This is a genomic window from Belliella baltica DSM 15883, assembly GCF_000265405.1.
GTDB classification, from domain to species: domain Bacteria; phylum Bacteroidota; class Bacteroidia; order Cytophagales; family Cyclobacteriaceae; genus Belliella; species Belliella baltica.
Genome location: NC_018010.1, coordinates 1,886,815 through 1,911,958 on the forward strand (window position 1 = coordinate 1,886,815; position 25,144 = coordinate 1,911,958).

General features: G+C 39.0%; 19 protein-coding genes. 12 read left to right on the plus strand and 7 right to left on the minus strand.

The genetic code is table 11. From position 1 onward, the window contains the following. Positions 1 to 9: 9 nt before the first annotated feature. Complete coding sequence (locus BELBA_RS08725) at positions 10 to 1,059, minus strand: PorP/SprF family type IX secretion system membrane protein (RefSeq protein WP_014772358.1); 1,050 nt, start codon at positions 1,057 to 1,059, stop codon at positions 10 to 12. An 83-nt stretch (positions 1,060 to 1,142) separates the two neighbouring features. Between BELBA_RS08725 and BELBA_RS08730 the strand changes: the two genes are divergently transcribed. Further along, the gene (locus BELBA_RS08730) at positions 1,143 to 6,707 is read left to right on the plus strand and encodes a T9SS type B sorting domain-containing protein (protein ID WP_014772359.1); all 5,565 of its coding nucleotides are present in this window, start codon (positions 1,143 to 1,145) and stop codon (positions 6,705 to 6,707) included. A 10-nt stretch (positions 6,708 to 6,717) separates the two neighbouring features. Then, entirely contained in the window at positions 6,718 to 7,461 is a 744-nt protein-coding gene (yaaA, locus tag BELBA_RS08735) for a peroxide stress protein YaaA (RefSeq protein WP_014772360.1), read from the plus strand. 33 nt (positions 7,462 to 7,494) lie between these two features. On the opposite strand, the gene BELBA_RS08740 is transcribed toward yaaA, so the two are convergent. Further along, the gene (locus BELBA_RS08740) at positions 7,495 to 10,269 is read right to left on the minus strand and encodes a VPS10 domain-containing protein (RefSeq protein ID WP_014772361.1); all 2,775 of its coding nucleotides are present in this window, start codon (positions 10,267 to 10,269) and stop codon (positions 7,495 to 7,497) included. A 196-nt stretch (positions 10,270 to 10,465) separates the two neighbouring features. Between BELBA_RS08740 and BELBA_RS08745 the strand changes: the two genes are divergently transcribed. From BELBA_RS08745 to cysM, 4 genes are read left to right on the plus strand one after another with little or no spacing between them, the layout of a single operon-like run. Further along, complete coding sequence (locus BELBA_RS08745; protein ID WP_014772362.1) at positions 10,466 to 10,753, plus strand: FtsB family cell division protein; 288 nt, start codon at positions 10,466 to 10,468, stop codon at positions 10,751 to 10,753. Next, a complete protein-coding gene (locus BELBA_RS08750; protein ID WP_014772363.1) occupies positions 10,734 to 11,303 on the plus strand; it encodes a hypothetical protein in 570 nt (189 codons plus the stop codon). Before BELBA_RS08745 ends, BELBA_RS08750 begins: the two co-directional genes overlap by 20 nt. Positions 11,304 to 11,322: 19 nt before the next feature. Next, positions 11,323 to 12,159, plus strand: coding sequence for a serine O-acetyltransferase (locus tag BELBA_RS08755; protein WP_014772364.1), 837 nt, complete (start codon positions 11,323 to 11,325; stop codon positions 12,157 to 12,159). 46 nt (positions 12,160 to 12,205) lie between these two features. Beyond that, on the plus strand, positions 12,206 to 13,084 hold the full coding sequence (cysM, locus tag BELBA_RS08760) for a cysteine synthase CysM (protein ID WP_014772365.1): 879 nt from the start codon (positions 12,206 to 12,208) through the stop codon (positions 13,082 to 13,084). A gap of 304 nt (positions 13,085 to 13,388) precedes the next feature. On the opposite strand, the gene BELBA_RS08765 is transcribed toward cysM, so the two are convergent. After that, positions 13,389 to 14,114 (minus strand): DUF4397 domain-containing protein, encoded by a 726-nt coding sequence (locus BELBA_RS08765; RefSeq protein WP_014772366.1) that lies wholly within the window; start codon positions 14,112 to 14,114, stop codon positions 13,389 to 13,391. Positions 14,115 to 14,201: 87 nt separating this feature from the next. Then, positions 14,202 to 15,569 carry a Gfo/Idh/MocA family protein gene (locus BELBA_RS08770; protein ID WP_014772367.1) on the minus strand — a complete coding sequence of 456 codons (1,368 nt, stop codon included), beginning with the start codon at positions 15,567 to 15,569 and terminating at the stop codon, positions 14,202 to 14,204. A gap of 864 nt (positions 15,570 to 16,433) precedes the next feature. On the opposite strand from BELBA_RS08770, the gene BELBA_RS08775 reads away from it, so the two are divergent. Then, positions 16,434 to 16,691, plus strand: coding sequence for a hypothetical protein (locus tag BELBA_RS08775; protein WP_014772368.1), 258 nt, complete (start codon positions 16,434 to 16,436; stop codon positions 16,689 to 16,691). Between the two features lie 882 nt (positions 16,692 to 17,573). Here BELBA_RS08775 and BELBA_RS08785 read toward each other — a convergent pair. Next, a complete protein-coding gene (locus BELBA_RS08785; protein WP_014772369.1) occupies positions 17,574 to 18,647 on the minus strand; it encodes an Ldh family oxidoreductase in 1,074 nt (357 codons plus the stop codon). Between the two features lie 32 nt (positions 18,648 to 18,679). Continuing rightward, a complete protein-coding gene (locus tag BELBA_RS08790) occupies positions 18,680 to 19,636 on the minus strand; it encodes a Ppx/GppA phosphatase family protein (protein WP_014772370.1) in 957 nt (318 codons plus the stop codon). A 205-nt stretch (positions 19,637 to 19,841) separates the two neighbouring features. On the opposite strand from BELBA_RS08790, the gene BELBA_RS08795 reads away from it, so the two are divergent. The 5 genes from BELBA_RS08795 (at position 19,842) to BELBA_RS20415 (ending at position 24,405) form a co-directional block, all read left to right on the plus strand. After that, positions 19,842 to 21,425, plus strand: coding sequence for an acyl-CoA carboxylase subunit beta (locus BELBA_RS08795; protein WP_014772371.1), 1,584 nt, complete (start codon positions 19,842 to 19,844; stop codon positions 21,423 to 21,425). Between the two features lie 254 nt (positions 21,426 to 21,679). Then, positions 21,680 to 22,066, plus strand: a complete 387-nt coding sequence (locus BELBA_RS08800) for a four helix bundle protein (protein ID WP_014772372.1) — start codon at positions 21,680 to 21,682, stop codon at positions 22,064 to 22,066. A 269-nt stretch (positions 22,067 to 22,335) separates the two neighbouring features. Beyond that, the gene (locus BELBA_RS08805; RefSeq protein ID WP_014772373.1) at positions 22,336 to 23,403 is read left to right on the plus strand and encodes a M42 family metallopeptidase; all 1,068 of its coding nucleotides are present in this window, start codon (positions 22,336 to 22,338) and stop codon (positions 23,401 to 23,403) included. 244 nt (positions 23,404 to 23,647) lie between these two features. Beyond that, positions 23,648 to 24,049 (plus strand): helical backbone metal receptor, encoded by a 402-nt coding sequence (locus BELBA_RS20410; protein ID WP_342626401.1) that lies wholly within the window; start codon positions 23,648 to 23,650, stop codon positions 24,047 to 24,049. After that, on the plus strand, positions 24,046 to 24,405 hold the full coding sequence (locus tag BELBA_RS20415) for a helical backbone metal receptor (RefSeq protein WP_342626402.1): 360 nt from the start codon (positions 24,046 to 24,048) through the stop codon (positions 24,403 to 24,405). The genes BELBA_RS20410 and BELBA_RS20415 overlap by 4 nt, the downstream gene beginning before the upstream one ends. A gap of 10 nt (positions 24,406 to 24,415) precedes the next feature. Here BELBA_RS20415 and BELBA_RS08815 read toward each other — a convergent pair whose 3' ends face one another. Continuing rightward, a complete protein-coding gene (locus tag BELBA_RS08815) occupies positions 24,416 to 25,117 on the minus strand; it encodes a protein kinase domain-containing protein (RefSeq protein ID WP_014772374.1) in 702 nt (233 codons plus the stop codon). Between the last annotated feature and the right edge of the window lie 27 nt (positions 25,118 to 25,144).

A 25,144-nucleotide genomic window follows, 5' to 3' on the forward strand; every position in this document is an offset into this window, starting at 1 on the left:
TAAAATTTTTTAAAATTTAGGACAAGGCAACACAGTATCTCTCCTCCTTGGCTTACCTTGGTTTCGGCTTGGAAAAACATAAGAGAGACTGACTTCGTGAGCGCCACCAGATTGAATTCCCAAATTTGAAACAGTATAATCAAAACTATAACCCATATTCAAACCAGAAAGGAGATTGAACCCAACCATCATGACAATGGCATCTCGATTGCTTTGTTGTTCTACAGGCTTGTATGGAAGACCTCTGTACCAAAGTCCAAAAATGATGGGTTCCATAAATAAATAAGCGCCAACATCTAATTGTTCGAAAGGTCCCTGTTTTTTGAAATTGACAGTAGGGACAAAATAACGTTCTTTAAACATGTGGGTGAAATCATTCCTATAACCGCCAGAGCCCAGTGAGATTTTGTATCCTGTGTGAATTGAAAATTTCATTGGCAAGTTGCTTACACCATTTTCAATAAAAGATTGATTAGGTTGATTGACATGTTGAGCAGATGCGCCAAACCAGAAATTTTCAGTGAAAAAGAGACCCCCTAAGGAAAGCGAAAGAAGATTAACAGGCTCTCCATAACCAGGGATTTCATTCCCTCCTAAAGTTGGTCCAAATGGATCTGTTGGATCGATCTGATTGGCAAATAGTAAGTTTTCGTAGAAACCTATGTCTCGTCTTATGTAGGAAGCTTGAAATCCTGGGCGGAAAAATGAACGTTCACCCAATCTTAATTCATAAGAATAAAGTGCCGAAAGTGTAGTAGATCTCAATTGTGCAGCGCCCTCTACATCATTCATTACCAAAAAACCCACTCCACTATTGTAATCTTCCAAATAAGTATCAACATAAGCCGAAAATGTAGTAAACTGTGCACTCAGTCCGGGCCATTGATTTCTGTAATTGGCTCCTATCCGTGTAGCTTGTTCAGCACCTGTAAATGCAGGATTCAAATATAATGGAGCAGCATAATATTGACTATATTGCGGGTCTTGAGCCAAAGCAGAATTGGCAGCAAAAATACTGAGGAATGTAAAAAAAAGACGATATAGATAAGACCTAATCAAGGAATTGTTCGTTTATTTAAATTATGTAATGTAGTTGCTAAACGATTGTAAGAGATCGTTGTTTTATTAGCAAGACGTAAAATATGAAAAGCCGCTTTAAATCTATCAAGTTTCTTTTAATTTTTGCAGGAATATGTGTATTATCCTGCATTATGCCCCTAAATAAAAGTTTTTCACAGGGATTTAATAACAACGAATGGATCTTTGGGTATTGTGAATTAGATACTCTCAAAAGAATAGTTTCATTTGGTAAAGGAGAAGAACCGGTTATAAGAGAAGTTTCAGGAGCTTTTAATCAAAATAATTCTGCTGTTGCAGTTGATCCAATAAACGGAAATGTGGTTTTTTATTCAGACGGAGAATTAGTTTATAATTATAATAATTCCCCTATGCAAGGGGCGCTTTCAATCAATGGTAATTCATCAGGTAGACAGGAAATTGGAATTGGTATTCTAGAATTTGATCCAAATGGGGATAAGCTTTATTACATTTTTTATCTAACTACTGGTGGTCAATTACAATATGCAGTGGTGGATATGAATTCCCCAGGAGCTGCGGTTGGTAATGAACCGCCACAAGGTAGAGTAGAAGTGTTTAACCGAAGTATTGGTCCTGCTACTGGTTCTATCGCAGTGGTAAAGTCAGCACAATCACCTTCTTACTTGATCAGCTTCAATGGAGGCAACTTAATCTCCAGAAGAATTGAAGCCACACAAGGTGAATTTACGGAGACTGATGATGTTGGTATACCTTTTACACCAAAGGCGATAATTTTTAATGAAGCAACAGGGCAATTGATTCTTATTCCTGAAAATCCTAATGAGGACATCGTATTGGTAGATTTTGATACCGCAGAAGGAAGATTTGGTACAGTCAATACCATTTCGCAATCTGGGGGAGTTGATTCAATAGAAGGAGCAGCCTTCAGTCCTGATGCTGATTATATCTACTTTTCTAGAGGCAATGAATTGTTCCGAGTTCCTGCGGATGATTTAGATGCAGACCCTGAATTGATTCCTTTGGAAAATAATGTATTCCGAATCTATGATATCAAAGTCGGCCCTGATGGAAGATTGTATTATATCTATGAAGAAGTAGCAGGTGGCCCTCAATTGATAGGAAGGGTAGATAATCCTGACGAGGAAGATCTGGAGGAACTAGAGAAAGATGAAGATCCATTTGATGGGGTGGATTTTTGTGGTAGGATTTTCCCGCAATTTGCTCCTAATGCTGATGTAGAGGCTACGGTAGATTTTACTTGGGAACCTGAAGAGCCATGTAGCAATAATCCCGTACAATTGACTAGTGTCATCACGCCTGAGAATTACAGACCGGTAAGCTTTGAATGGACTTTTGAGCCTGAATTGACTGACGAAGATGGAGAGCCACTTGATATTGATTACAATCAAGAGCATTTGCTTTTGCCTGCGGAGGCGACATCTGGAGAAAGCGTCACAGCAACACTTACGGTTACTTTTGCTGATGGTACGACCTCTACATCTGACCCGAGAACTATCAACTTATCCGAAAACAATTTGGAGGCAAACTTCTCACCTCAAGATACCACAGTTTGTGAATCTTGCTTTGACTTAATGCCCCTCTTAGAAGTTCAACAAGGTGAAGGAGGACAAGGTGGACAAGGGCCAGGTGGCCCGGGTGGTCCTGGTGTTGGTGGTCCAGGTGGTGGTAATGGGGTTTATGAATATTTTTGGTCAAACAAACGAGATGAAGGCTGGGGACCGGAAGCCCCTAATCAGATATGTGAGCCTGGATTGTATTGGGTTTTGGTAAAAGAGCCTGGTTCATCTTGCTATGCTTATGCAAGTATTCGCGTGAGAATGTGGGATTTGGATGATCAGAGTAATAATATTTGGTATTTTGGTGATGGCGCTGGGATTGATTTCAATGAAGATCCAGCTGGTATCTTGCCTACTCCAAGACCAGTAGATCCAAGGCATCCACAGAACATCCCCGCAGGTACAACAACAATCTCAGATGAAACTGGTCAGGTTTTGTTTTACACAGATGGGTCTACAGTTTGGGATTTGTATGGAGATGTCATGGCAGATGGTGAAGATATCGGGGGAAGTAACCAAGCTTCTGAGGGTGTAATTGCAGTAGCTATTCCGCAAGAAGAAACCATTTTCTATCTATTCACTACATCTACAGCTGCTGACGGCAACAGTCAAGTGAAGTTTTCCCTAGTTGATATCAAGGCTGAAAATCCTACAGGTGTAGGGAATGTAGTTAGCAAAGATAATTTCTTATTCAGTCCAGCTACACAACAATCAGCGGCCATCGCAGCAGGGGATACTACTTGGGTGCTTTTTCATGAGTTGGGAAATAATACCTTTAGGGCATATCCAGTAGGCTCTTTGGGGATAGGGCCACCTGTTTTTTCTTCTGTTGGTTCTACCCATGGTTATGATACAGGAGTTGGTAGTATGAAGTTTAGCCCAGATGGAACCAAAGTCGCAGTGACTATTCAAGATGGTGCTTGTAGTAGGGTGGAACTTTTCGATTTTGATCAAAGTACAGGGCGTCTGACAGAGTACGCATCAGTTGATTTGGATTGCAATGATGATGATGTTTATGGAGTAGAGTTTTCAAATGATAGTGACAGGATTTTTGTCACATACACTGGTGATGGAGGGAAAGTTGAAGAGTTTATCATTCAAAGTCCGAGTTCACAAGATGAGGATGATGATTTGAGTTGTGGAGCATGTTTCGAAAGAGCTACGACAAGCGCCCAAAGAGCACAGTGTATCTTAGACTCAAGAACAGATTTACGTATCAATGGACCAATAGGTGCCATCCAAATGGGGCCAATGGGAGATATTTATGTAGCAAGACCTGGACAGAATTTCTTAGGTACGATTCAACCTGGAGGACTTTGTGAGCTTAGTACAGGTACTACCGAAGGTTTTCAACTTTTGCCTGGTACAACTTCGAATTTAGGTCTCCCTTCTTTTGTGCAGCAGTCAGGCAGTAGTATTCCCGAGCCTGCTATCAGTGGTCCAGATCGATTATGTCTTGATCCTGAAAATGGCGCAGAAGGTTTGTTTGAGGGTGCAGGTGAACCAGATATTGATAGTTACTTCTGGACGATTGTTCATGAGGATGGTGAAGTAATAGAGTCAGATCTTGGTGGGCCTGGGGAAGAGAATCAAACTTTGACTTATATCTTTCAGAGAGAAGGTCTGTACACAGTGACTTTAAGGGTTGACAGGTGTGGCGATCCTGAACACTATAATAAAAATAATAGCATTGAGGTGCTTGTGGTTGCACCGCCTGAGATCACCCTTGAGAATGATGTCACTCTTTGTAGTGGAACTCCTGTCACGCTAACTGCCATAGATGGTTATGATCCTGCTGATGGGTTGTATGATTTCGAATGGAGAAATGCAGCTGGAATTCAGTTTGGGGATGAAAATTCCAATGAAATTACTGTAAAAGAGGAAAGTATTTATACAGTGACGGTATCATATAGAAATACCAATCAGGACGAAGAATTTTTTGATGCTTGTCCAGCAACAAGGTCTGTTTTTGTAGGGCCTGCGTTTGAATTTGATTTGACTCAGACTGCAGAAGAAGTTTGTTATGACGAGACCTTGGTTGTTTTTGCTCCAGACACCCCTGTGTCGGGAGAATGGTTCTATCAACGAGTAGGCGATCCGAATAGGGTGCAGTTTCCTGTTGGGTTAGCCTTTGAGCTTGAAATCACCCCATCAATAGATCTGCCTGGTCCAGGTTTGTATCAGATTATTTTTGTGACTGAAGACCCGATAGTAGAAGGGTGTCTGGTGGAGAAAGTCTTGGAGCTAGAAGTTTTTCCTCTTCCTAATTTTGAAATAGTAATTTTAACCAATGCCGAAGATTGCAATAGTCCTGAGGGTAGCTTTGAAATAGAAGCATTGATAGCCATGTCGGTATTGGAAATTATGGAAACTGGGGATGTGTTCCAAAATGTGTCTGCTGGTGATTTCTTTACTTTGACAGATTTGGAACCAGGTAATTATACAGTGAGAGGTCAGACTGATTTTGGCTGTGAATTTACCAGAACCGCCACGATTCAAAATGTGAATCCACCTCAAGGGTTTGAGAACATAACCTTGGACAGTACCGACGAAAGTTGCGGAGTCAACGAGATCATCCCAGGAAGCATAACTATTGAACTTAGCGCTGCTGTTCAGGGTACTTATACCATTACGCGTCAAGGAGATGGGCAAGAGTTTACCGGGGCACTAGATGGACAGACTACTGTCATTGAGATTGGCCATGGTGACTATGCGGTGCAAGTGGAAGATGCCAATGGATGTGCCATACCTGTAGGTGATGTGACTGTAGCACGGAGATTTTTGGCGGATTTCAATGTACCGTCTAATATAGTGGCCTGCGAAAGCTTTGAGCTAGAAATATCGACACAGCAAAATTTGGTATTTACAGTTACTGATCCCAATGGGGATTTAATCAATGCTGACGCAGACGGCATTTATTTACTCAATATTTCTGGTGTATACACCGTATTTGGAGAAGATCCTGACGGTGTTGCTTGTCCGAGAGAGAGGACTATTAATCTTACTATCAATGACCCGATCCAATATGAACTCTCAGCCCCTCAAGTAGACTGTGTGGACGGCGTGTCTTATGAGGCGATTATTTTAGATGGAACAGATCCAGCTTCTGTATTTTTCTTTTGGAGAAATGAATCCAGCCAGGTAGTTGGGCGATCACAGCGGTTTTTCCCATCTGCACCTGGGCAGTATACACTAGATGTTCAGCCAAGGGTAGGCTCTAACTGTCCGACTCCTCCGATACCATTTGAGGTGGAGGAATTTGCTGCAGCTGTGGATTTTGAATTGGAAGTTCAACCATTCTGTGTGGGTGAACCGAGTACATTTGTGAATTTGCTGATTGATGCTGATGACATGGATGCTGTGGGTCAGATCAGGTGGTTTTTTGTTCAAGGGGGAAATAGAACACCACTTCCTGCCAATGATGACGCTACCATGGTTTCAGTGGATCAGGCTAATCAAGGGACTTATCAAGTTGAAGTTTACAATAATTTCGGATGCTTGGTAGGAAGGGATCAGATTCAGGTAATTCAGTCCACCTTGGTGGCACCAGTCTTACAGGCTACTTACATCATCTGTGCTTTGGAAAATATCGTATTTCAACTTGATCCCGGTCAATACGATAATTATGAATGGTATCTGGAAGGCGAAGACGAGCCTATATCCACAGACCCAATCTTTACTCCTCAGCAGGAAGGTAATTACAGATTAGTGGTATTCGATGAGTTGGGTTGTGTGGAGGAGATCACTTTTGAGGTGGTGGAGGATTGTGAGCTAAGAGTGAGGTTCCCCAATGCCATGAGTCCAAGTGATGCCTCCAAGCAATTCTTGATTTATACCAATGACTTTATTGATGAGCTATCGGTATATATTTACAATCGCTGGGGTGAATTGATTTTCTATTGTGAGCAGAGTAATCTCCCTGGGGATGCAGTAGGTGGGTATTGCCCTTGGGATGGTACAGTAAATGGCCAAAAGGTGCCAATTGGAACATATCCGGTCGTCGTGAGGTTTAGAAGTAATAATCAAAATATAACCAAAACCCTCAGAGAGGCCATCGTAGTAATAGAATAATCAAATAAATATGATAACGTTAATTTCACCTGCAAAAACACTTGATTTGACGAGTACTGATGTGGATATTTTTACCACACCTGATTTCCAAAAGGAGACTTTTGAGTTGGTTTCCATCATGAAAAAAAAGAGTTCTGATGATATCCGCAAACTCATGGGAGTAAGTGAAAATATTGCTTCCTTGAATGAAAAAAGGTATAAGGAATTTAAGAAAACTTTTGATCCAAATAATGCAAAACAAGCTATGCTAGCCTTTAAAGGCGATGTTTACACTAAAATGGATGTAGATAATTATTCCAAAGAAGACTTTGAGTTTGCACAAGATCACCTGAGGATTTTATCTGGACTTTATGGTCTTTTGAAGCCATTGGATTTGATTCAGCCTTATCGCTTGGAAATGGGGATTAAATTAGAAAATAAAAAAGGAAAAAATCTCTATGAATTTTGGAGTTCGAGAATAGCCAAAGCAATCAATGAAGTTGCCAAGGGTGAGCCAATAGTAAACCTTGCTTCTCAAGAATATTTCAAAGCAGTAGATCAAAGCGCCTTGAAATCAAAGGTGGTTTCTCCGGTTTTTCAAGAATATAAAAATGGTAAATATCAAATCATCGGGATCTTTGCAAAACAAGCTAGAGGCCTAATGACTGATTTTATCATCAAAAATAGAATCAACAATCCTGAGCAACTCAAGACTTTTAATGAAGAAGGTTATGAGCTTTTTGGAGATGGATCGGAATTGAGATTTGTAAGGTAAAAAAATGGGATCGAATTTCGATCCCATTTTTGTTTACTTAATTTCAAATTCTTTAGTACTATTCTGTCCATTTTTACTAAGCTCTATGCTGAACTTACCTCGGGAAGGATTGCCTGATTCAGGTTTCAAATCCCAGCTAACTTGATTGAATCCTTTTGAGAAATTATCAGTCCAAGTTTTTAAGGTTTCTCCTTTACTATTTTTGATGGTAATCTGAACCTCTCCTGTATTAGGTATATAAAACATGGCATCCATGCTAGGTGTACCTCGCCTTTGGAATAGCTGAGCATCTGTCACGCTAAGCAAGCTGATTTCGGCACTTTTATTTTTGACCATTTCATATAATGGATTCAGGTCCATGATGTAAACACTCCTGCCATGTGAACCAATGACAAGGTCATTTTCATTTTTCTGAATAATCATGTCATATATCGAGACATTTGGAATATTTCCCTGAACTAGATCATAACTTTTACCACCATCCAAAGTGACGTATAATCCATGATCCGAACCAATGTAAAGTATCTCAGGATGATGATGATCTTCACGAATTACATTCATAGCCTCGGTAGGAAGATTGCCTGAAATTGGGGTCCATGTAGTCCCGTAATTAGTGCTTTTGTACACATGTGGAGTGAATTCATCATTTCTATACCCAGTCAAAGTCACATACACAAGACCTTCTACATGCTGAGAAGGAGTGATACTACTAATCCATCGATCTTGAGGCAAGCCTTTTTTGATGTCTATCCAAGAATTCCCATGATCACGGGTATACCAGATGTTACCATCATCAGAGCCAGCATACAGAGTACCAAATTCTAAAGGTGATTCTTCTACAACTGTAAGTGTAGCGAATGGCACATTGCCCTCCTTAGGTCCTTTGGTCAAATCTGGAGAGATAGTTTCCCAAGTATCACCTTTGTCTAAACTTCTATAGACATATTGAGAACCCATATAGAAAATATCCTGATTGTGTTTACTCAAAGTAGCTGGAGTTCTCCAATTCCATCTGTTTGGCTTATTACCAATATCATGGCCTGGCGTGACATATTTTCTTTCATTGGTTGAAGTATTGATTCTGTAATAGTTACCAAACTGTGATCCAGTGTAAACGATGTCATTTGATCTTGTGTCAACGGCCACAACCATTCCATCTCCTCCAAATAATGAATTCCACTGATCAGCAGGTCTGCTCGTTGATTTGCCATACCAAACTCCATTATCTTGCATTCCGCCATAGACATTGTAAGGCGTTGCTTCATCAACCATTATGGAGTAGAATTGAGAAATGGTCAATTGATCGTTGTGGTGCGTCCATCTTTCTCCGTTACCATAAGAAACGTATAAGCCACCATCAGTTCCTAAGAGAATATGTTTTGAGTCATTTGGATTGATCCACATGGATTGATGATCAGAATGGACATTTCCCACTGAATCGGTATTAGCAAATGTTTTCCCACCATCTCTAGAGACCATCAAAGGAACGCCAAGAATAAATAATTCATCCGGGTCTTGAGTACTTGTCCGCACTTCTCCAAAATAATAACCGTAGCTGTTATAAACCCTGTCTAGTCCTGTTTCGTTGACTTTTTTCCAAGATTTTCCAGCATCTTCAGATCTATAAACTTCAGCTCCGATTACTGATGAATTGATAATCGCTGAGTTAGCATCTACGCCGCCACTACTGTAAGTAGCGATATCTGTTGGAGTGATTTTCTTATTTTCGATTAATTTCTTAACAGACTTGGCGTCGTATTTTGAAGCAAACCTATTTCTTCTCAAAAATTGATTCAGTGCATCATCTTCTAAAGTCAAAACATCATTAGAAGTCATTTTTTCAAATTTTTCAAAGGTCAGCGCATCATTATTTGTATTTGTGCTTGATCTTCTTTCTCTCTCTTCTGTTTTTTGATAATCATGAAGAGCATACACAATGTTAGGACTACTTAAACTAAAGTCATAGCCAATTCTTCCTACAAATTCATCTTGTGGGAATCCAACCATTGACTTGCTCCAAGTATCCCCTCCATCTTCAGATCTCCAGATTGCAGAACCTTTTCCATTTCCAACAAAATCATGCGCTTGTCTCATTCTCTCCCAAGTTGCAGCTAAGATTACATTCGGATTTCCTGGCTGAACTTTGATATCAATCACACCTGTGTTGTCATCTACGAAAAGTGTTCTTTTCCACGTTTTTCCTCCGTCAGTAGTTTTGTAGAGTCCTCTTTCTTGATTTTTACTATAAAGAGAGCCCATGATACCTACCCAAACTATATTTGGATTGCTTGGGTGGATTTGAATCTGACCGATATGCTGTGAATGTGGAAATCCTACAAATTCCCAGGTTTTTCCTGCATCAATTGATTTATAGACTCCATTTCCTGCATAAGTTGATCTACTTGAGTTGTTTTCTCCAGTACCTACCCAAATGATATTGTCATCAGATGGAGCTAGAGCCATATCTCCCATTCCTAATGCACCTTGATGATCAAAGATTGGGGAGAAGGATTGTCCATTATCACTCGTCTTCCAAACACCGCCAGAAGCAGCTGCGATATAATAGGTCTTGAAATCTGAGCTTACCTCTATATCGGTAATTCGGCCAGACATATTTGTTGGTCCAATATTCCGTAAAGGGTAGTTCTTGAAAGGTGTGCTGGCAAACATCTCTTGATGTTTCTGAAAAGCTGTTTGCATCTCTTTAGAGCTGCTTGGCTTGATTTGCTGTGCATTTGTACTGATGATGCCAGCTTCGAAAAGGAAGACTGCAGTCAGTATGCTGAGTTGACGTAAATTTTTATGCATAGTTTGTTATAGATTTCTCACCACAATATATAAAAAGGCTACAGGAACTAGAGTAACAAAACCATAAAACCATTCAATAAGTGATAATTGGAGAAAATTTCATTTGAGATTATTCTTTATATGAAATGTTTCAGTAAAAATCAATTTTTCAATGCAATTGATTTTTCTATATTTGTTTTAAATCGACCGCTTGATCATGAAAAAATACCTCAAGTACACTAAAAATTTTTATTTTGTCTTTACGGCGTTATTTGTTTTGTGGATGATTTTCATCGATTCGAATGATATCGTTTCTCAGTTTAAACTAAGCTCCAAGGTTCGAGAACTTGAAAATCAAAAAGAGTACCTTCTTGAAAGAAAAGAAAAAATCAAGCAAGATCGAGAGGAATTGATGAGTAATTATGAACTTCTTGAGAAGTTTGCTCGTGAAAGGTACTTGATGAAAAAGAAAACAGAAGACCTGTATGTTATCATTCCCGAATAAAAAATATTTCAATTTTGTAGTCCTTACAATACTATTTTTTTCACTAGCTACTGCCGCTCAAGCTCAGCGAGAAATCGACCCTGAAAGTAATCCGCCCTTGAAGGACAGGTTGTATTACGGAGGTAATTTCGCCATGCAGTTTGGTACAATCACATTTATTGACGTGTCGCCACTTGTAGGAGCTATGATTACGGAACGATTATCTGGTGGTCTTGGCGCCACTTACCAATATTTTGATGATAGGAGATTTGTAGGTGCAGGCACAGGAAACCGGAGCTTGTATGGAGGGAGAACATTTGTGAGATATAACATCTTACCCAATATTTTTGCGCATACAGAATATGAAATGCTAAATTTCGACCTGTTCAATCGAAGAACAAATGAATACAATCGAGAGTGGGTTCCTTCGCTATTTTTAGGTGCAGGATATTTCGCTCCTTTCGGTAGTAGAGGTGGGGCGAATTTTACATTTCTCTATAATTTGATCCATGACAATTTTAGATCACCTTACAATGAACCTTATGTCATTCGAGTAGGTTTTGTTCTTTGATTTGAAATCATTCAAGAACATGGAAAATTTAGTCGAAAAAATATTTAAATCTCATCAAGATTGCCCTGAATGCCCTTCACCAAAATTGATTCAAACTTTTTTTGAAAGCCTTTTGGGCTTGCTTTTTCCTGAGTATGCATTGAATATCATCAAAGATAAAAAGGATATTCAAGAGAACCTTGAGGTATTGAAAGCACAGTTTTCCGATATTTTAGTTAGAAACAAACATTTATATCAAGGTGATGGAAGGGAGTTAAGTAAAAAGTTTTTTGAAAGTTTATCAGAAGTTTTTGATGCGATTCATCAAGATGTAGATGCGATGTTCGCTGGTGATCCGGCTTCGAAATCTAGAGCAGAGATTTTGAGGTGTTACCCTGGGTTTTTTGCCATAGCAGCCTACAGAATTTCCCATCAAATGACACTTTTGGGAATTAGAATGATCCCAAGAATAATCACTGAATTTGCGCATAGCAAAACGGGGATTGATATACATCCGGGAGCTAAAATAGGCCATCATTTTTGCATTGATCACGGGACAGGATTGGTGATTGGAGAGACCACTGTGATTGGAAATCATGTGAAATTGTACCAAGGAGTGACCTTGGGAGCTTTGAGTGTACACAAAGAAGATGCAGATACTAAAAGACATCCGACTCTTGAAGACAATGTAGTTATCTATGCCGGCGCCACAATTCTCGGAGGAAATACAGTAATTGGTGAAGGTTCAGTGATAGGAGGAAATGTATGGTTGACCAAGTCGGTACCTGCGTTTAGCAAGATTTATTATCAAGCCAAGATGTATGACGCTAATTCCGAAACCACAGATGTATATGTCTTCAAAAATGATACGGAGTAAAATCTGAATTTTTTAGTGCTAGTTGTAAATAATAATCAAGCTAAATATGAAATTACTTGAATTGATTGGGAATACGCCTTTGGTGGAATTGAAGTCAATTCCGATAAATCCCAATGTGAAGATTTTTTGTAAACTAGAGGGGCAAAACCCTGCGGGCAGCGTCAAGGACAGAGCTGCTTACAACATGATCAAATCTGCTCTAGAACGTGGGGATATCAAAAGAGGTGATAAGTTGGTCGAGGCTACAAGTGGGAATACTGGAATAGCTTTAGCGATGGTCGCGAATCTACTTGGAGTAAGTATGACCTTGATTATGCCAGATAATTCCACTAAAGAGCGAGTTTTGTCTATGGAAGCCTATGGAGCAAAAGTGATTTTGACACCTGCTGCAAAGACAATCGAGTATTCCAGAACTTTGGCAGAAAAAATGGCAAATGAAGAGGGTTATTTTATGCTGAATCAATTTGCTAACGAGGATAATTATCTGTCCCATTACAAAAGTACAGGTCCGGAAATCTGGAAAGATACGGATGGAAATGTCACCCATTTTGTGTCTGCTATGGGAACTACGGGAACCATTATGGGGGTGTCAAAATATCTCAAGGAAAAGAATAAAGCCATTCAAATTGTAGGAACCCAACCGACTGATGGGTCGAGCATTCCTGGGATCAGAAGGTGGTCACCTGAGTTTTTGCCAAAGATATTTGATCCAAAAAGAGTGGATAGAACCATCGATGTCAGCGAAGAAGAGGCAAGTATCATGACAAGAAGACTTGCAAAAGAAGAAGGGATTTTGGCAGGGATGAGCAGTGGAGGGGCGCTATTTGCTGCCATGAAAATAGCCTCAGAAATCGATAAAGGAGTGATCGTATGCATCACTTGTGACAGAGGTGATAGATATCTGAGTTCGGACTTGTTCGGCTAAAAAAAAAATATCCCGAGATATGAAATATCCCGGGATCACCCTAAAAAACAATTAATTTGATTATCCTCATTAATGTAATTTTATAAAGCAGATCAATAGTAGCGGATAAGTGTCCATTGCTAACAGAAGTCAGTCAACTGATGATTAATAGAAACTGAGTTACTTTATTTAAGTGGCCAGAGGTCTGACCACTTTTTTACATGTGATTTTATATTCGGTTTCCTATACGAAGTGGCCAAGCAGTTTCATGATTTCATTTGATTTTGATTCACTGATAACTGATTGACTAATAACTAATAACTTTTTAAAAATTGATAAAGTTGGTAATCAACTGCAAATTCAGCCTTTTTTCCACTTCAGTCCCTTCTTCCTGTAGTCCTCGAAGTACCAATGTATAGACTCTATTTCCCCTCAATTCCACATTGTTTGCAGTGACTAAAGTTTCGCCTGATCCTTTTGACACAACTCTGATATTGTAAGTTCCTGAATCAAGGTCTTCAAAATTAGAGTGAGTTTTGAAATCAGAATTGTCCACAAATGGAGAATCTCCTTCTTCCACTTGAACTTCTATTAATCCGGCATCAGGAGAAAGATGGACAAATCTCAACTGTGCACTTTCCTGATTTGGTGTAGCCCATTCATCAGTCAAAAGGATAGCGTCTAAATCATCTTCCATACCAGTGAAAAACATGGAATAAACCACATCTTCTTCAATGGTAAAAGTTTTTTCTAAAAGTGATGTAACTGAGTTGTAAGGTGAAAATTTGAAAGTACGTTCACCCAAATAAAACCTGCTGTAAGGGAGTGTTTCCGTGTAGCGAAAGGGATTTGTAGTGACACGATTGCTGTTGGCGAAAACATCTAAATTCGGGGCATCGGGCGAACCATGATAAATAGAAATAAATGCGGCCGGAGGAATTGGGGTTCCTTCATTGTCATCCAAACATCCTGTTAGGCCAAAACCTAAGGAGAGGAGAAGTAGCATGGCTACTGTTCTCATGTTGTGCTTCATCTTCATTGTAGTAATCATAATAGTTGGTTTAGAAATTTCTTTAGCGACATTTCTCTATTATGACGGGCCGAAGTATAAAAATGCTACAATGGTGATTAAAAAAAATTAGATGTCGTCGGGTTCAGGATGAATCCAAGGCTTCCTGTATGGCCTTCTAAGTAATGCAGAAGCCTCACTATCAGAAGGGATTGTCATGGTTTTTGGGTCGTAACTTAAGGGTCTTCCAAGCTCCATAGAAATATTTACCAAAATGCAGCAAGCTGTAGAAATATGGCCCTCCATTACATTTGCAACTGGATCAACATTTGATTTTATAGCGTCAACAAGATTCTTGAAATGCTTTCTTGTAGCTGGTACAGCATGGAGTTCAATGTCTTTTTCATCCAAGTCTTCTGGAAATGCTTCTTTTTCGTACACCGCATCCCAATGTATTTTTTCTTGGTCTTTATCCAAGGGGACGAAATCAGCTTGAAAAGGACTTCCTGCCAAGTAACCATTTTCTCCAAAAATCTTAAATGCCCATGGGTATTCCGGGTCTTCGGGATTGCCCCAAGTACGATGCTGCCAAACTATATTTAATTCTTCATATTCAAATATCGCAGTCTGCGTATCCGCAATATTTGATTTACCTTCTTTTTGGACGAAAATCCCACCGGTTGCGGATATTTTTAGCGGCCAACCTAAGTCAAGCATCCACCTCACACAATCCAGCATGTGTACGCACATATCACCTGTGATTCCATTGCCATATTCCATGAAGGATCTCCACTTTCTCTTGTGTGGTAATCCATCGAAAGGGCGTAAGGGTGCAGGTCCAGTCCATAAATCATAATCAAAAAAACTTGGGATTTCCTGTAAAGGAGGATTTTCATTGTAGCGCATGTGGTAGTAGCTACAAATTTCAATTTGAGAGATTTTTCCCAAAACACCAGTATCAATGATCCTTTGCTTTGCATCGATCAAGTGGGGAGTACTTCGTCTCTGAAGTCCAACTTGGACAATTTTATTATACTTTTTTGCGGCAGCGACCACGGCTTCGCCTTCGATAACATCTACAGAAATGGGTTTTTGCAGGTAAATATGCGACCCCGACTTCATGGCTGCTATCGCCTGCAAAGCATGCCAATGATCTGGCGTACCAATGACGGTAATGTCTAATTGATGGGATTTGAGAAGATCACGATAGTCCTTGTAGAGGCTTGGAGTGTGTCCGGAAAATCTATTTTTTAAAAGTGTATTTGCTTCAGCTAGATGATTTTGATCCACATCGCAAAGTGCGACCACTTCCACATTGGCAATCTGAATCAAGCGCCAAAGATCCATTTTCCCATACCAACCGCAACCAATCAGTGCCACTTTCAGGGTTTGCGTATTTTGAATATGTCCAAAACTAGGCAACCCTAACCCCATCAAAGCCAATGCTGTTGCGGATTTCTTGATAAAAGATCTTCTTCCTTGTTGTTGGTTTTCCATTGATTTAAAAATAATATGGTTTGAGAACTTCAATATACAAAAGAATTGAGTTTGTCTGAAAATACATTTAAACAGGTATAATCTTTCAATTACCCCTCGTAGGTGAAGTTTGGTTAAAGAGCTAGGTGTAGATTGCATCTACACCTTCTTATTTTTGGAATTTGCAATTCCAGTTTTCAAGAATTACTTTTAGTTATGGGAGAGTCTTATCAAATTAGAGATCAGGAAATGTCGTACTTTTTTACTTTCCAAGTGGTGGGTTGGGTAGATATTTTTGCGAGATTAAATCTGACCTTTGAAAATCAAATAATAACCAAATTATAATCATTCCATTGAGATTTATCGCACTGAAATGATCGAAAGTAGAATGAATTATATTCATGAGAATCCAGTGAGATTTGGAATTGTTGAGAAAACTGATGACTATTTGTATTCCAGTGCAAGAAACTACTCAGGAATTAAAGGTATAATTGAAGTAGATTACTGGTGATGATAGTGTTGTGTTTACCAATTTTAAAATTGATATTGATAAAAGGGTAGGACAAGGCGTTAATAAATGATCTCTTAAGATCATTTTAGTCTTGGGCCAAGTGTAGGGCGGACAAACAACACCCAGCTTCAGCCGAAGGCCTAAACTACACTAAGAGGGGGCTCTTGGTCGGGATTCCAGAATGTATGGGGAACATATAATTATTTCGACCCCAAGACGGCCATTGCCTCAGTTTTACAACCGATAATAAATAGTTGATGGGAGAAGTTTTGAAATTCATAAATTATATAACCCTCAAATGGATTTTGTTTTGGGGATTCCAGATATTTGAAAGTGTGGAAAAGTCAAATTGGAATTGAGATAAGGTTAACAGTATGGAAGGTGTGGTTTACACTTTGGGAATGCTTTTAATACTCCCCATTTTAGAAATCATTATTCTAAGTGGTCCTTTTTACTTAGCACTCAAGAAAAAGGGATGGGTGATGGTTGTTATTATTATTTTGGTTTTTGTTTTGGAGTTCGCAATCGGATGGTTTGCAACTAACCAAAGGTTTGCTTTGTGGATGGTAGTAAAACTTGCCCTCAGTATAGGGCTGTTTTTTCTTTTCTACAGGAAACAAATGAAGTTTTGAAATCGAGAATAAACCAAACGAAACAAAAAAAGCCCGGCACGGCTGGGCTTTTTGCATTTACAGTTTAGCGACATTTTTCTATTAGAAATTTTTAAATTTTTTGTAGGTGAGCATCTTGTCAATCAGCTTGAAGGTGGTCTGTCTGTCCTCGTCCTCCAATTGCTGTATAAATCTGAGTTGTTCGATAGCTGTCTTGTCCTTGATGACGACTTCGGAAGGGGAATTGGTTTACATAAAGGTAAAGCCTCAAATACTTTTCGGAATAAGTTGTCAACTTCGCTCAAACTGTCTGAGGCGGGCTGGCATGTTGGGGAACCGGGCGGGCGTTTGTTACTTTTTGTATCAAGACAAAAAGTAAGAGGAAATAATCTATTTATCTAAATAATTATTCTCTCACCACCAAGTTCAACCCTTTTAAGGTTAGCAAATACAAGAACAGACAATTATTCATAATGCCCCAGTTTCACTGGTGGCCATTTAAGGTTAAAGCACTTCAGGCTTGCCTCCCGTAGGGATGGCTTGCCCCACAGAATTGCGGGGGCTTCCTTATTCCTATACCACATTAATTCGAGTTTTTGGAAAAAAAACCGAGTACTTGTCTCCCACATAGGGAAATTCACCTCACTTTTTAAGGAATTTCCTCAATTTCTCTATATTATAATAATACAATTCAATATAAAATAATCATATTTATTTCCAAAAACACCCCAATTTCTACCGTCTTCCTCCCGTCCATGTTCCGACCGTGTCCCGTATGCCTCCCGACCATTCGCCGACTTTTGGCGAAAAACCAAGAAAACATATAATTATTCCAAGATTGCGCTTTTTCAAGACAAAAAAATTCGAATCAGTGCAATTTGTGTTTGGGAATAGAAATTTTAATTATAATTCTACCCCAAACTTAAGCCCCAAAGCTCTCAAATCATTTTCAACAGGTTTGATCAGAGGAATCCCGTTTGACATTCTTTCTGTTTCCAGTTCCCGCTCAGGATCTCCTGGGATCAAGACTTTATCATGTCCCTCGATAGGCTTAGCTGCTCTGAATCTGGAGATCCAATTGTCCATATGAGTTTTGAAATCATCGGCAGGTCTAAATGCATCCACGCGCATCGCTCCGAAAAAATGCCCTAAACCTTTTCCAACTGGATTGGGATCAGGTTCTAAAAAAGCCACGAATGGAGGTGCCCAAGGGCCATAATTTGCTCCTGAGAGAACAGCTGAAAAGATATCTACGATCGATCCCAAAATATATCCTTTGTGCGAACCATGTTCTCTGTCACCACCAAGTGGCAATAGTGCACCTCCTTTTTTCACACCATTAGCATCTGTGGTTTGTATGCCATCAGCATCCTGAACCCAGCCTAAAGGAGCCTCCATTTCTTTGCGCTGCAAAATCTCCAACTTGCCATTGGCAGCAGTGGTGGTGGCCATATCTGCTACAAATGGAGGTTGGTTTTTCGCTGGAATGGCAACAGAAATCGGATTGGTACCAAGCATTCTTTCTTTGGAAAATGTCGGACTTACCAGTGGGCTGGCATTCGTCAGTGAAATTCCAATCATATCATGTTCCAAGGCCATCATGGCATGATAACCTGCGATTCCATAATGGTTGGAATTTTTGACAGATACCCAACCGGTACCTGCAGTTTTTGCTTTTTCAATTGCTACCTGCATCGCAAAAGGCGCAACCACAAGACCAAGTCCCCCATCTCCATCTACTACAGCGGTACTGGGAGTTTCATAACTGACGTGAACATTCGGTTTAGCATTAATCCTTCCTTTTTCCCAAAGTCTCACATAACCCGAAAGTCTGGCCACTCCATGTGAATCTACCCCTCTCAAATCAGCGGAAAGCAAAACCTTGGCTCCTAATTCCGCATCTTGATCAGGGCATCCGATCTTGAGAAGCATATTTTTGGTGAATGAAAAAAGTTCTTGGTAACTGAATGTATTCATAGTAAATGAAAACTAATTGATGGTAATTTGATCTAATTTATTGATGCATCTGCTAAGGAATTATTTCCAATCAATTGGGAAATAACGCCTTCTTTCAAAGCAAAGCTTGAGCAGATAAGCATGTCTGTGTTGATATATTTGAGAATGTAGGAAATCAAACATGAAGCCACGACAATCATGTCTACACGCATGGGAATCATTCCCGGTATTTTGAGCCTTTCGGCTTTGTTCAAGGTGAGCAATTGCTCAGCAATCACTTCGAATCCAGCTCTAGGAAGTAGGAAAGTTTGTTCAGATTTTCCTTTTTTCAAATCATGGGAAGCATAATACATGTCACTCAGTGTGTCAAATGTACCCGAAGCACCCACAAGTTTGCTTGGTGAATAAGTGTTCAGTGCAGTGATTAGGTCAGGGAGTTTTTCTTCTAAAAATTGCGTGAGATTATCTTTTTCCACTTCAAGAATCGGGTCATGGTAATGAAAAAGATCCAACAAGCGCTGACCACCGATTTCGAAACTTTGTTTCCAAAGTGCTTCATGATTATTTCCGATAATAAATTCAACCGATCCTCCTCCAATGTCCATCATCAGATGATTTTCATCATTCAAAGAACCACTGAATCTTATTCCCTCATAAATCAGCTGAGCTTCTTGAAATCCATCGATGACATTTACATTGATGTTGAATTTCTCTTTGATTTCTTGGACAAAATCACTCCCATTATCCGCATTTCTCACTGCACTCGTAGCAAAAGCAAAGATTTCTACAATTCCCTCTCCATCGATATAATTTCTAAAATGCTGTAGTGTATGAAAAGCCCTTTTCTTTGCATCCTCAGTGATGGTGTTTTTACTAATTCCACCTTGACCGATCTTTACAGCTGCTTTTTCCTTATAGATGGTAGTAAAATTAGCTGCGTTCAATTCCACCAATAACAAATGAAATGTATTGGTGCCCATGTCAATAATCGCTGCTTTTCTAGGGGTCATACCGGCCAAAATTAATTTGTGCGAATATAGAAGTTTTATTTAAAAGCGAAGGACTTGCTCAGGTTTTATAAAGACTTATTATTCAAGGAAGCCGAAAAAATAACAGGATGTTAACTTTGATTTTATTTCACCTAATTTCAGAAATGTTTTTGCACTAATGCTGTGCTCCGTATATTTGAAACAACCAAATTAACTTTAAACTAACATGAATAGCCAAACCAAAGGTATTTATACACATCCCACGAATAAGGATAAAATAGATTTACTCAAGAAGAAAAACGAAGAAGCACTTTTAGGTGGAGGAGAAGCTAGAATTGCTGCACAACATAAAAAAGGTAAACTCACCGCACGAGAAAGAATTCATTTATTGATGGATGAAGGTTCTTTCCAAGAGATCGATAAGTTTGTCATGCATAGAGCCAAGGATTTTGGTTTGGACAAGGAGCATTATTTAGGAGATGGCGTGGTCACAGGTTATGGTGAAATCAATGGCCGCTTGACTTATGTATATTCTCAGGATTTTACTGTTTTTGGAGGATCACTTTCTGAAACCCATGCGGAGAAAATTTGCAAAGTGATGGATATGGCCATGAAAAATGGCGCTCCTATTATCGGATTGAATGATTCTGGTGGTGCGAGAATTCAAGAAGGTGTTGTATCACTTGGCGGATATGCTGATATTTTTTACAGAAATACTTTAGCCTCCGGTGTAGTTCCTCAATTATCAGCCATTATGGGTCCATCTGCGGGAGGAGCAGTTTATTCACCGGCCATCACAGATTTTATTTTGATGGTTGAGAACACTTCATACATGTTTGTCACAGGACCAAATGTGGTCAAAACAGTGACTCAAGAAACCGTTACAGCTGAAGAGCTAGGCGGTGCAAGTACACACAGTACAAAAAGTGGTGTTACCCATTTATCATGTGCCAACGAACTTGAATGTATCAATCACCTCAAACAACTCTTGAGCTATATTCCTCAAAACTGTGAAGATGAAGCCCCTGTCTATGCGTATGATTTGAAAGAGGATGAATCAAGGTCTGTCTTGAATGACATCATTCCTGATAATGCAAACCATCCTTATGATATCAGAGAAGTTGTTGAAGGGATAGTTGATGAAAGTTCATTTTTAGAAGTTCATAAAAATTTTGCTGATAATATCGTGGTTGGTTTTGCAAGATTAGCTGGCCGAAGTATCGGAATAGTCGGTAATCAGCCTCAGTCTATGGCGGGTGTTTTGGATAATGATGCTTCCGTCAAAGCTGCAAGATTTGTTAGATTCTGTGATTCTTTCAATGTTCCTTTATTGGTTTTGGTGGACGTGCCAGGATTTTTGCCAGGAACAGATCAGGAGTGGAATGGAATTATTACCAACGGAGCGAAGTTACTCTATGCATTCTCCGAAGCGACAGTTCCTAGAATTACAGTGATTACGCGAAAAGCTTATGGCGGCGCTTATGATGTAATGAACTCCAAGCATATCGGTGCTGATTTGAATTTCGCTTGGCCAACAGCTGAGATTGCCGTGATGGGAGCAAAAGGAGCAGCAGAGATTATTTTCAAAAGAGAAATTGCCGATGCAGAAAATCCTGAAGAAAAGCTTCAAGAAAAGATTGACGATTACACAGCCAAATTCGCAAACCCATACAGAGCAGCACACAGAGGCTTTATAGATGAAGTCATCATCCCATCAGAAACCAGAGACAAACTCATTCGTGGATTCAAAATGCTAGAAAACAAGGTTGACAAACTCCCAAGAAAAAAGCATGGGAATATGCCTTTGTAGTCGATTGGTTATTGATTGATTGGTTAAATAGTTACTTGGATATTAGTTGAATTAGTTATCGGTCAAAGGTGTTGATTAGCTGAAAGAACTTGAGTTGTTGAAAAAAAGTTATTTGTATTAAGATATTTCATAAAAGCTGTTGCAATGCAAGGTCAAGATATTTGATTTTCTTTCAATTAGATTCAATTCCAAAAAATCAATAATCTGTTTGATAACTTAGCTGTCTAATTGCAAAACCATTAAATTTTAAGAGAATGGGATTTCAGACTTTTGAGGATTTAGAGGTATGGAAAAAGAGTAGAGATCTACGAATGTTTGTTAAAAAGCTAGTACAAAAATTCCCAAATGAGGAAAAATATGTTCTAGAAAAGCAAGTAATTAGATCCTCCAGGTCAATTACCAATAATATAGCAGAAGGTTATGGAAGGTTCTTTTTTCAGGAAAACATACAGTTTTGTAGAATTGCTCGCGGTTCTCTTGAGGAAACCTTAGACCATATGATCATTGCAAATGATGAAGGTTATATATCTAATGAGGATTTGTTAGGGTTTAGAAACCTTCATGGGGAATGTCTAAGATTGTTGAATGGATACATTAGCTATTTAATAAAAGTAAAGTCTGGTACTGCACCACCAAAATGATTACGGAAGAGCTTTAAAAGGTTTGAAATGTAATTAAGATATTGTTCTTAATTTAAAAATGGAATTCTTTTCATTTAAAAAGTTTCTATCTCTTAGTTTCTTGTAACGATGTAAGAGCAACCAAATAGATCAATATCTTACTTAACCATTCCCAAGTTACCAAATTCACCATTTCAACCAATAACTTAATTACCCAATTAACTTATTACCAATTTAATTAATCAACTGAATACACAAATTCAACTTATCAATCAAATAACCAATACAGGATGTCAAAATCAGAAATATTCATTTACAAATACCTCAATACAGCAAGTCCAACAGGCTTTGAAGCGTCGGGTCAGCAGGTTTGGCTAGATTATATCAAGCCTTTTGTGGACACCCATTTTACAGACAATTATGGAACGGCTGTAGGGGTGATTAATCCTGATGCGGAATTTAAAGTAGTAATTGAAGCCCATGCAGATGAAATCAGCTGGTTTGTCAATTACATTACACCAGAAGGCTACATTTATGTCAGAAGAAATGGTGGTTCCGATCACATGATTGCACCTTCTATGCGTGTCAACATTCACACAGATGAAAAAGTCATTCCAGGAGTATTTGGTTGGCCGGCGATTCATGTGAGGAAAGATGGGAAAGAAGATGCGCCAACATTGGACAATATCTTTATCGATGTCGGAGCAAGGACCAAAGAGGAAGTTGAAAAAATGGGAATTCATGTGGGCTGTGTGATCACATTTCAGGATGAGTTGACAGAATTGAACGATAAATTCTACAGTGGAAGAGCTTTAGATAATAGAGTGGGAGGATTTATGATTGCTGAAGTAGCAAGGTTACTTCATGAATCAAAAGTCAAATTACCTTTCGGATTATATATCGTGAATGCTGTTCAGGAAGAAATCGGACTGCGAGGAGCAGGGATGATTGCTGCGAGAATCAAACCTCAAGTAGCGATAATCACCGATGTGTGTCATGATACTACGGCGCCTATGTACAACAAAATCACTTCCGGAGATTTGGTGGCAGGCAAGGGACCTGTATTAACTTATGGAGCATCTGTTCACAAGAAATTATTGGATTTAATTATTGATTCTGCTAAAAAAAGAGAAATAAATTTCCAGCGTTCCGCAGCTTCAAGAGCTACCGGGACAGACACCGATGCATTTGCTTATTCCAATGAAGGAGTGCCATCAGCCTTGATTTCACTGCCATTGAAATATATGCACACAACGGTGGAGACTGCCAGCAAAGAAGACATCCAACAAGTCATCCAATTGATCAAAGGTTTCCTCGAAGACTTTGATCCAAAGTTTGATTTTAGATATGTGGTTTAGTGGATTTAGTTATAGGTTAATTAGGATAAATAGTTAATTAAGTGGGAAAGTAGGCAGACAAGTTCTTTTAGTAATTCAATCTTCCAATTATACAATCCCACCCCAAGGTCTGTGTCTTCACAGACCTTCTACCCTAAGTCTGCATAGAATGCTGATTTTGTCAAATGGCTTGTGGAGACACAAGCCATGTTTAACCTTAAAACCTTCCAACCTTGTAACCTTCAAATCTTCCAATCCAATTAAAATGCCCATCTACACCGACCAACTCAAAAGAAAAGTAACAATCGCCGAAAGCCCGAAGAGAATTATTTCATTGGTTCCTTCACAGACTGAGCTTTTGGTAGATCTTGGTTTAGGGGATAGGATAGTAGGGGTGACCAAGTTTTGTGTTCACCCTGAAGGATTCAAAGAGAAAAAGCAAATCATTGGGGGAACAAAGAATTTTCATTTCGATAAAATTGATCAGCTCGAGCCTGATTTGATCATTGGCAACAAGGAAGAGAACTATCAGGAGGGAATAGAGAAGCTTGCGGAAAAGTATCCTGTATGGATGAGTGATATCTTCGATCTAAGCGATGCAATGGAGATCTTGGGATTGGAGAAATCACAGGAAGGTCTGAAGCAGCACAGCAATTGGTTGATATGATTCAAAAGGATATGGATTATGTTCCCAAGAAAAAGGAGACATCAGTATACCTGATTTGGAAAGATCCGATCATGGTAGCAGGTAAGAATACTTTTATAGACGATATGCTTGATCGGGCAGGTTACGAGAATTTGGTAAGGGAAAGTCGATATCCAGAGCTTTCGTTGAAAGAACTCACCGAAATGAATCCGGATTTTTTGCTTCTAAGTTCAGAACCATACCCATTCAAACAAAAACATCTGGATGAATTTTCGGCAATACTGCCAGATTCTACCATCCAGTTGGTTGACGGAGAGATTTTTAGCTGGTATGGGAGTAGGTTGAAATGTTTCAAAAATTATATATCTAAAATATAAGGTAACCTGATTATTGTTCTATCATTTTCAAGAGGTCTTTAGCAGTGGGTCTTTCGCTCGGTTTTTTGCTTAGACAGAGTTCTATGAAATGATTGTAAGGCTCCATGACCGAAACCAAAGGTGTACCGATGATGCATTTGGATTTGATGTTCTCTTTGATTTTTGAAACAGGAATGTTTCTTCTGTCTCCAAAAGGGTATTTTTTTGTAAACAAAATATAAAGTAGTACTCCAAAAGACCAAATATCCATTTTGGAAGTGACCATTCCTGATTCATAGACTTCGGGAGCTATGATCTCCGGAGTATAAAACCCCCCTTTGATTTTTAATACGGTATTTTCTCTTTTTAGAGTCAGCAAGTCACCTAGTTTAAATGTGATTTTTTTACCAACCTTATGCATCAGGATATTGGAGAGCTTTAAGTCAGAGTGCACCAGTTTTTTGCTATGTAAGTAAGAGAGCCCTGTCAATGTATCCATAATTAGGACATTGACCATTTCCAATGATACAGGATACTTGTCAATGAACTCATTTAGCGATGTAAGATTGCAGAAAGGAGTAATTGAAAAAGCTTCAATTTCACTAGTGTTGAGTTGGAGTTTTTCTATGGGATTGATATTGGGGTGGTCTAAGTCTAAGATAATGTCAATGATAGATTTCTCGATTGCTTTTAATTGATCTTCAGAAATCAATTTTTTGATATTTTTTTTCATTTTTTTAATGAGTTTACTTGCTTTTTA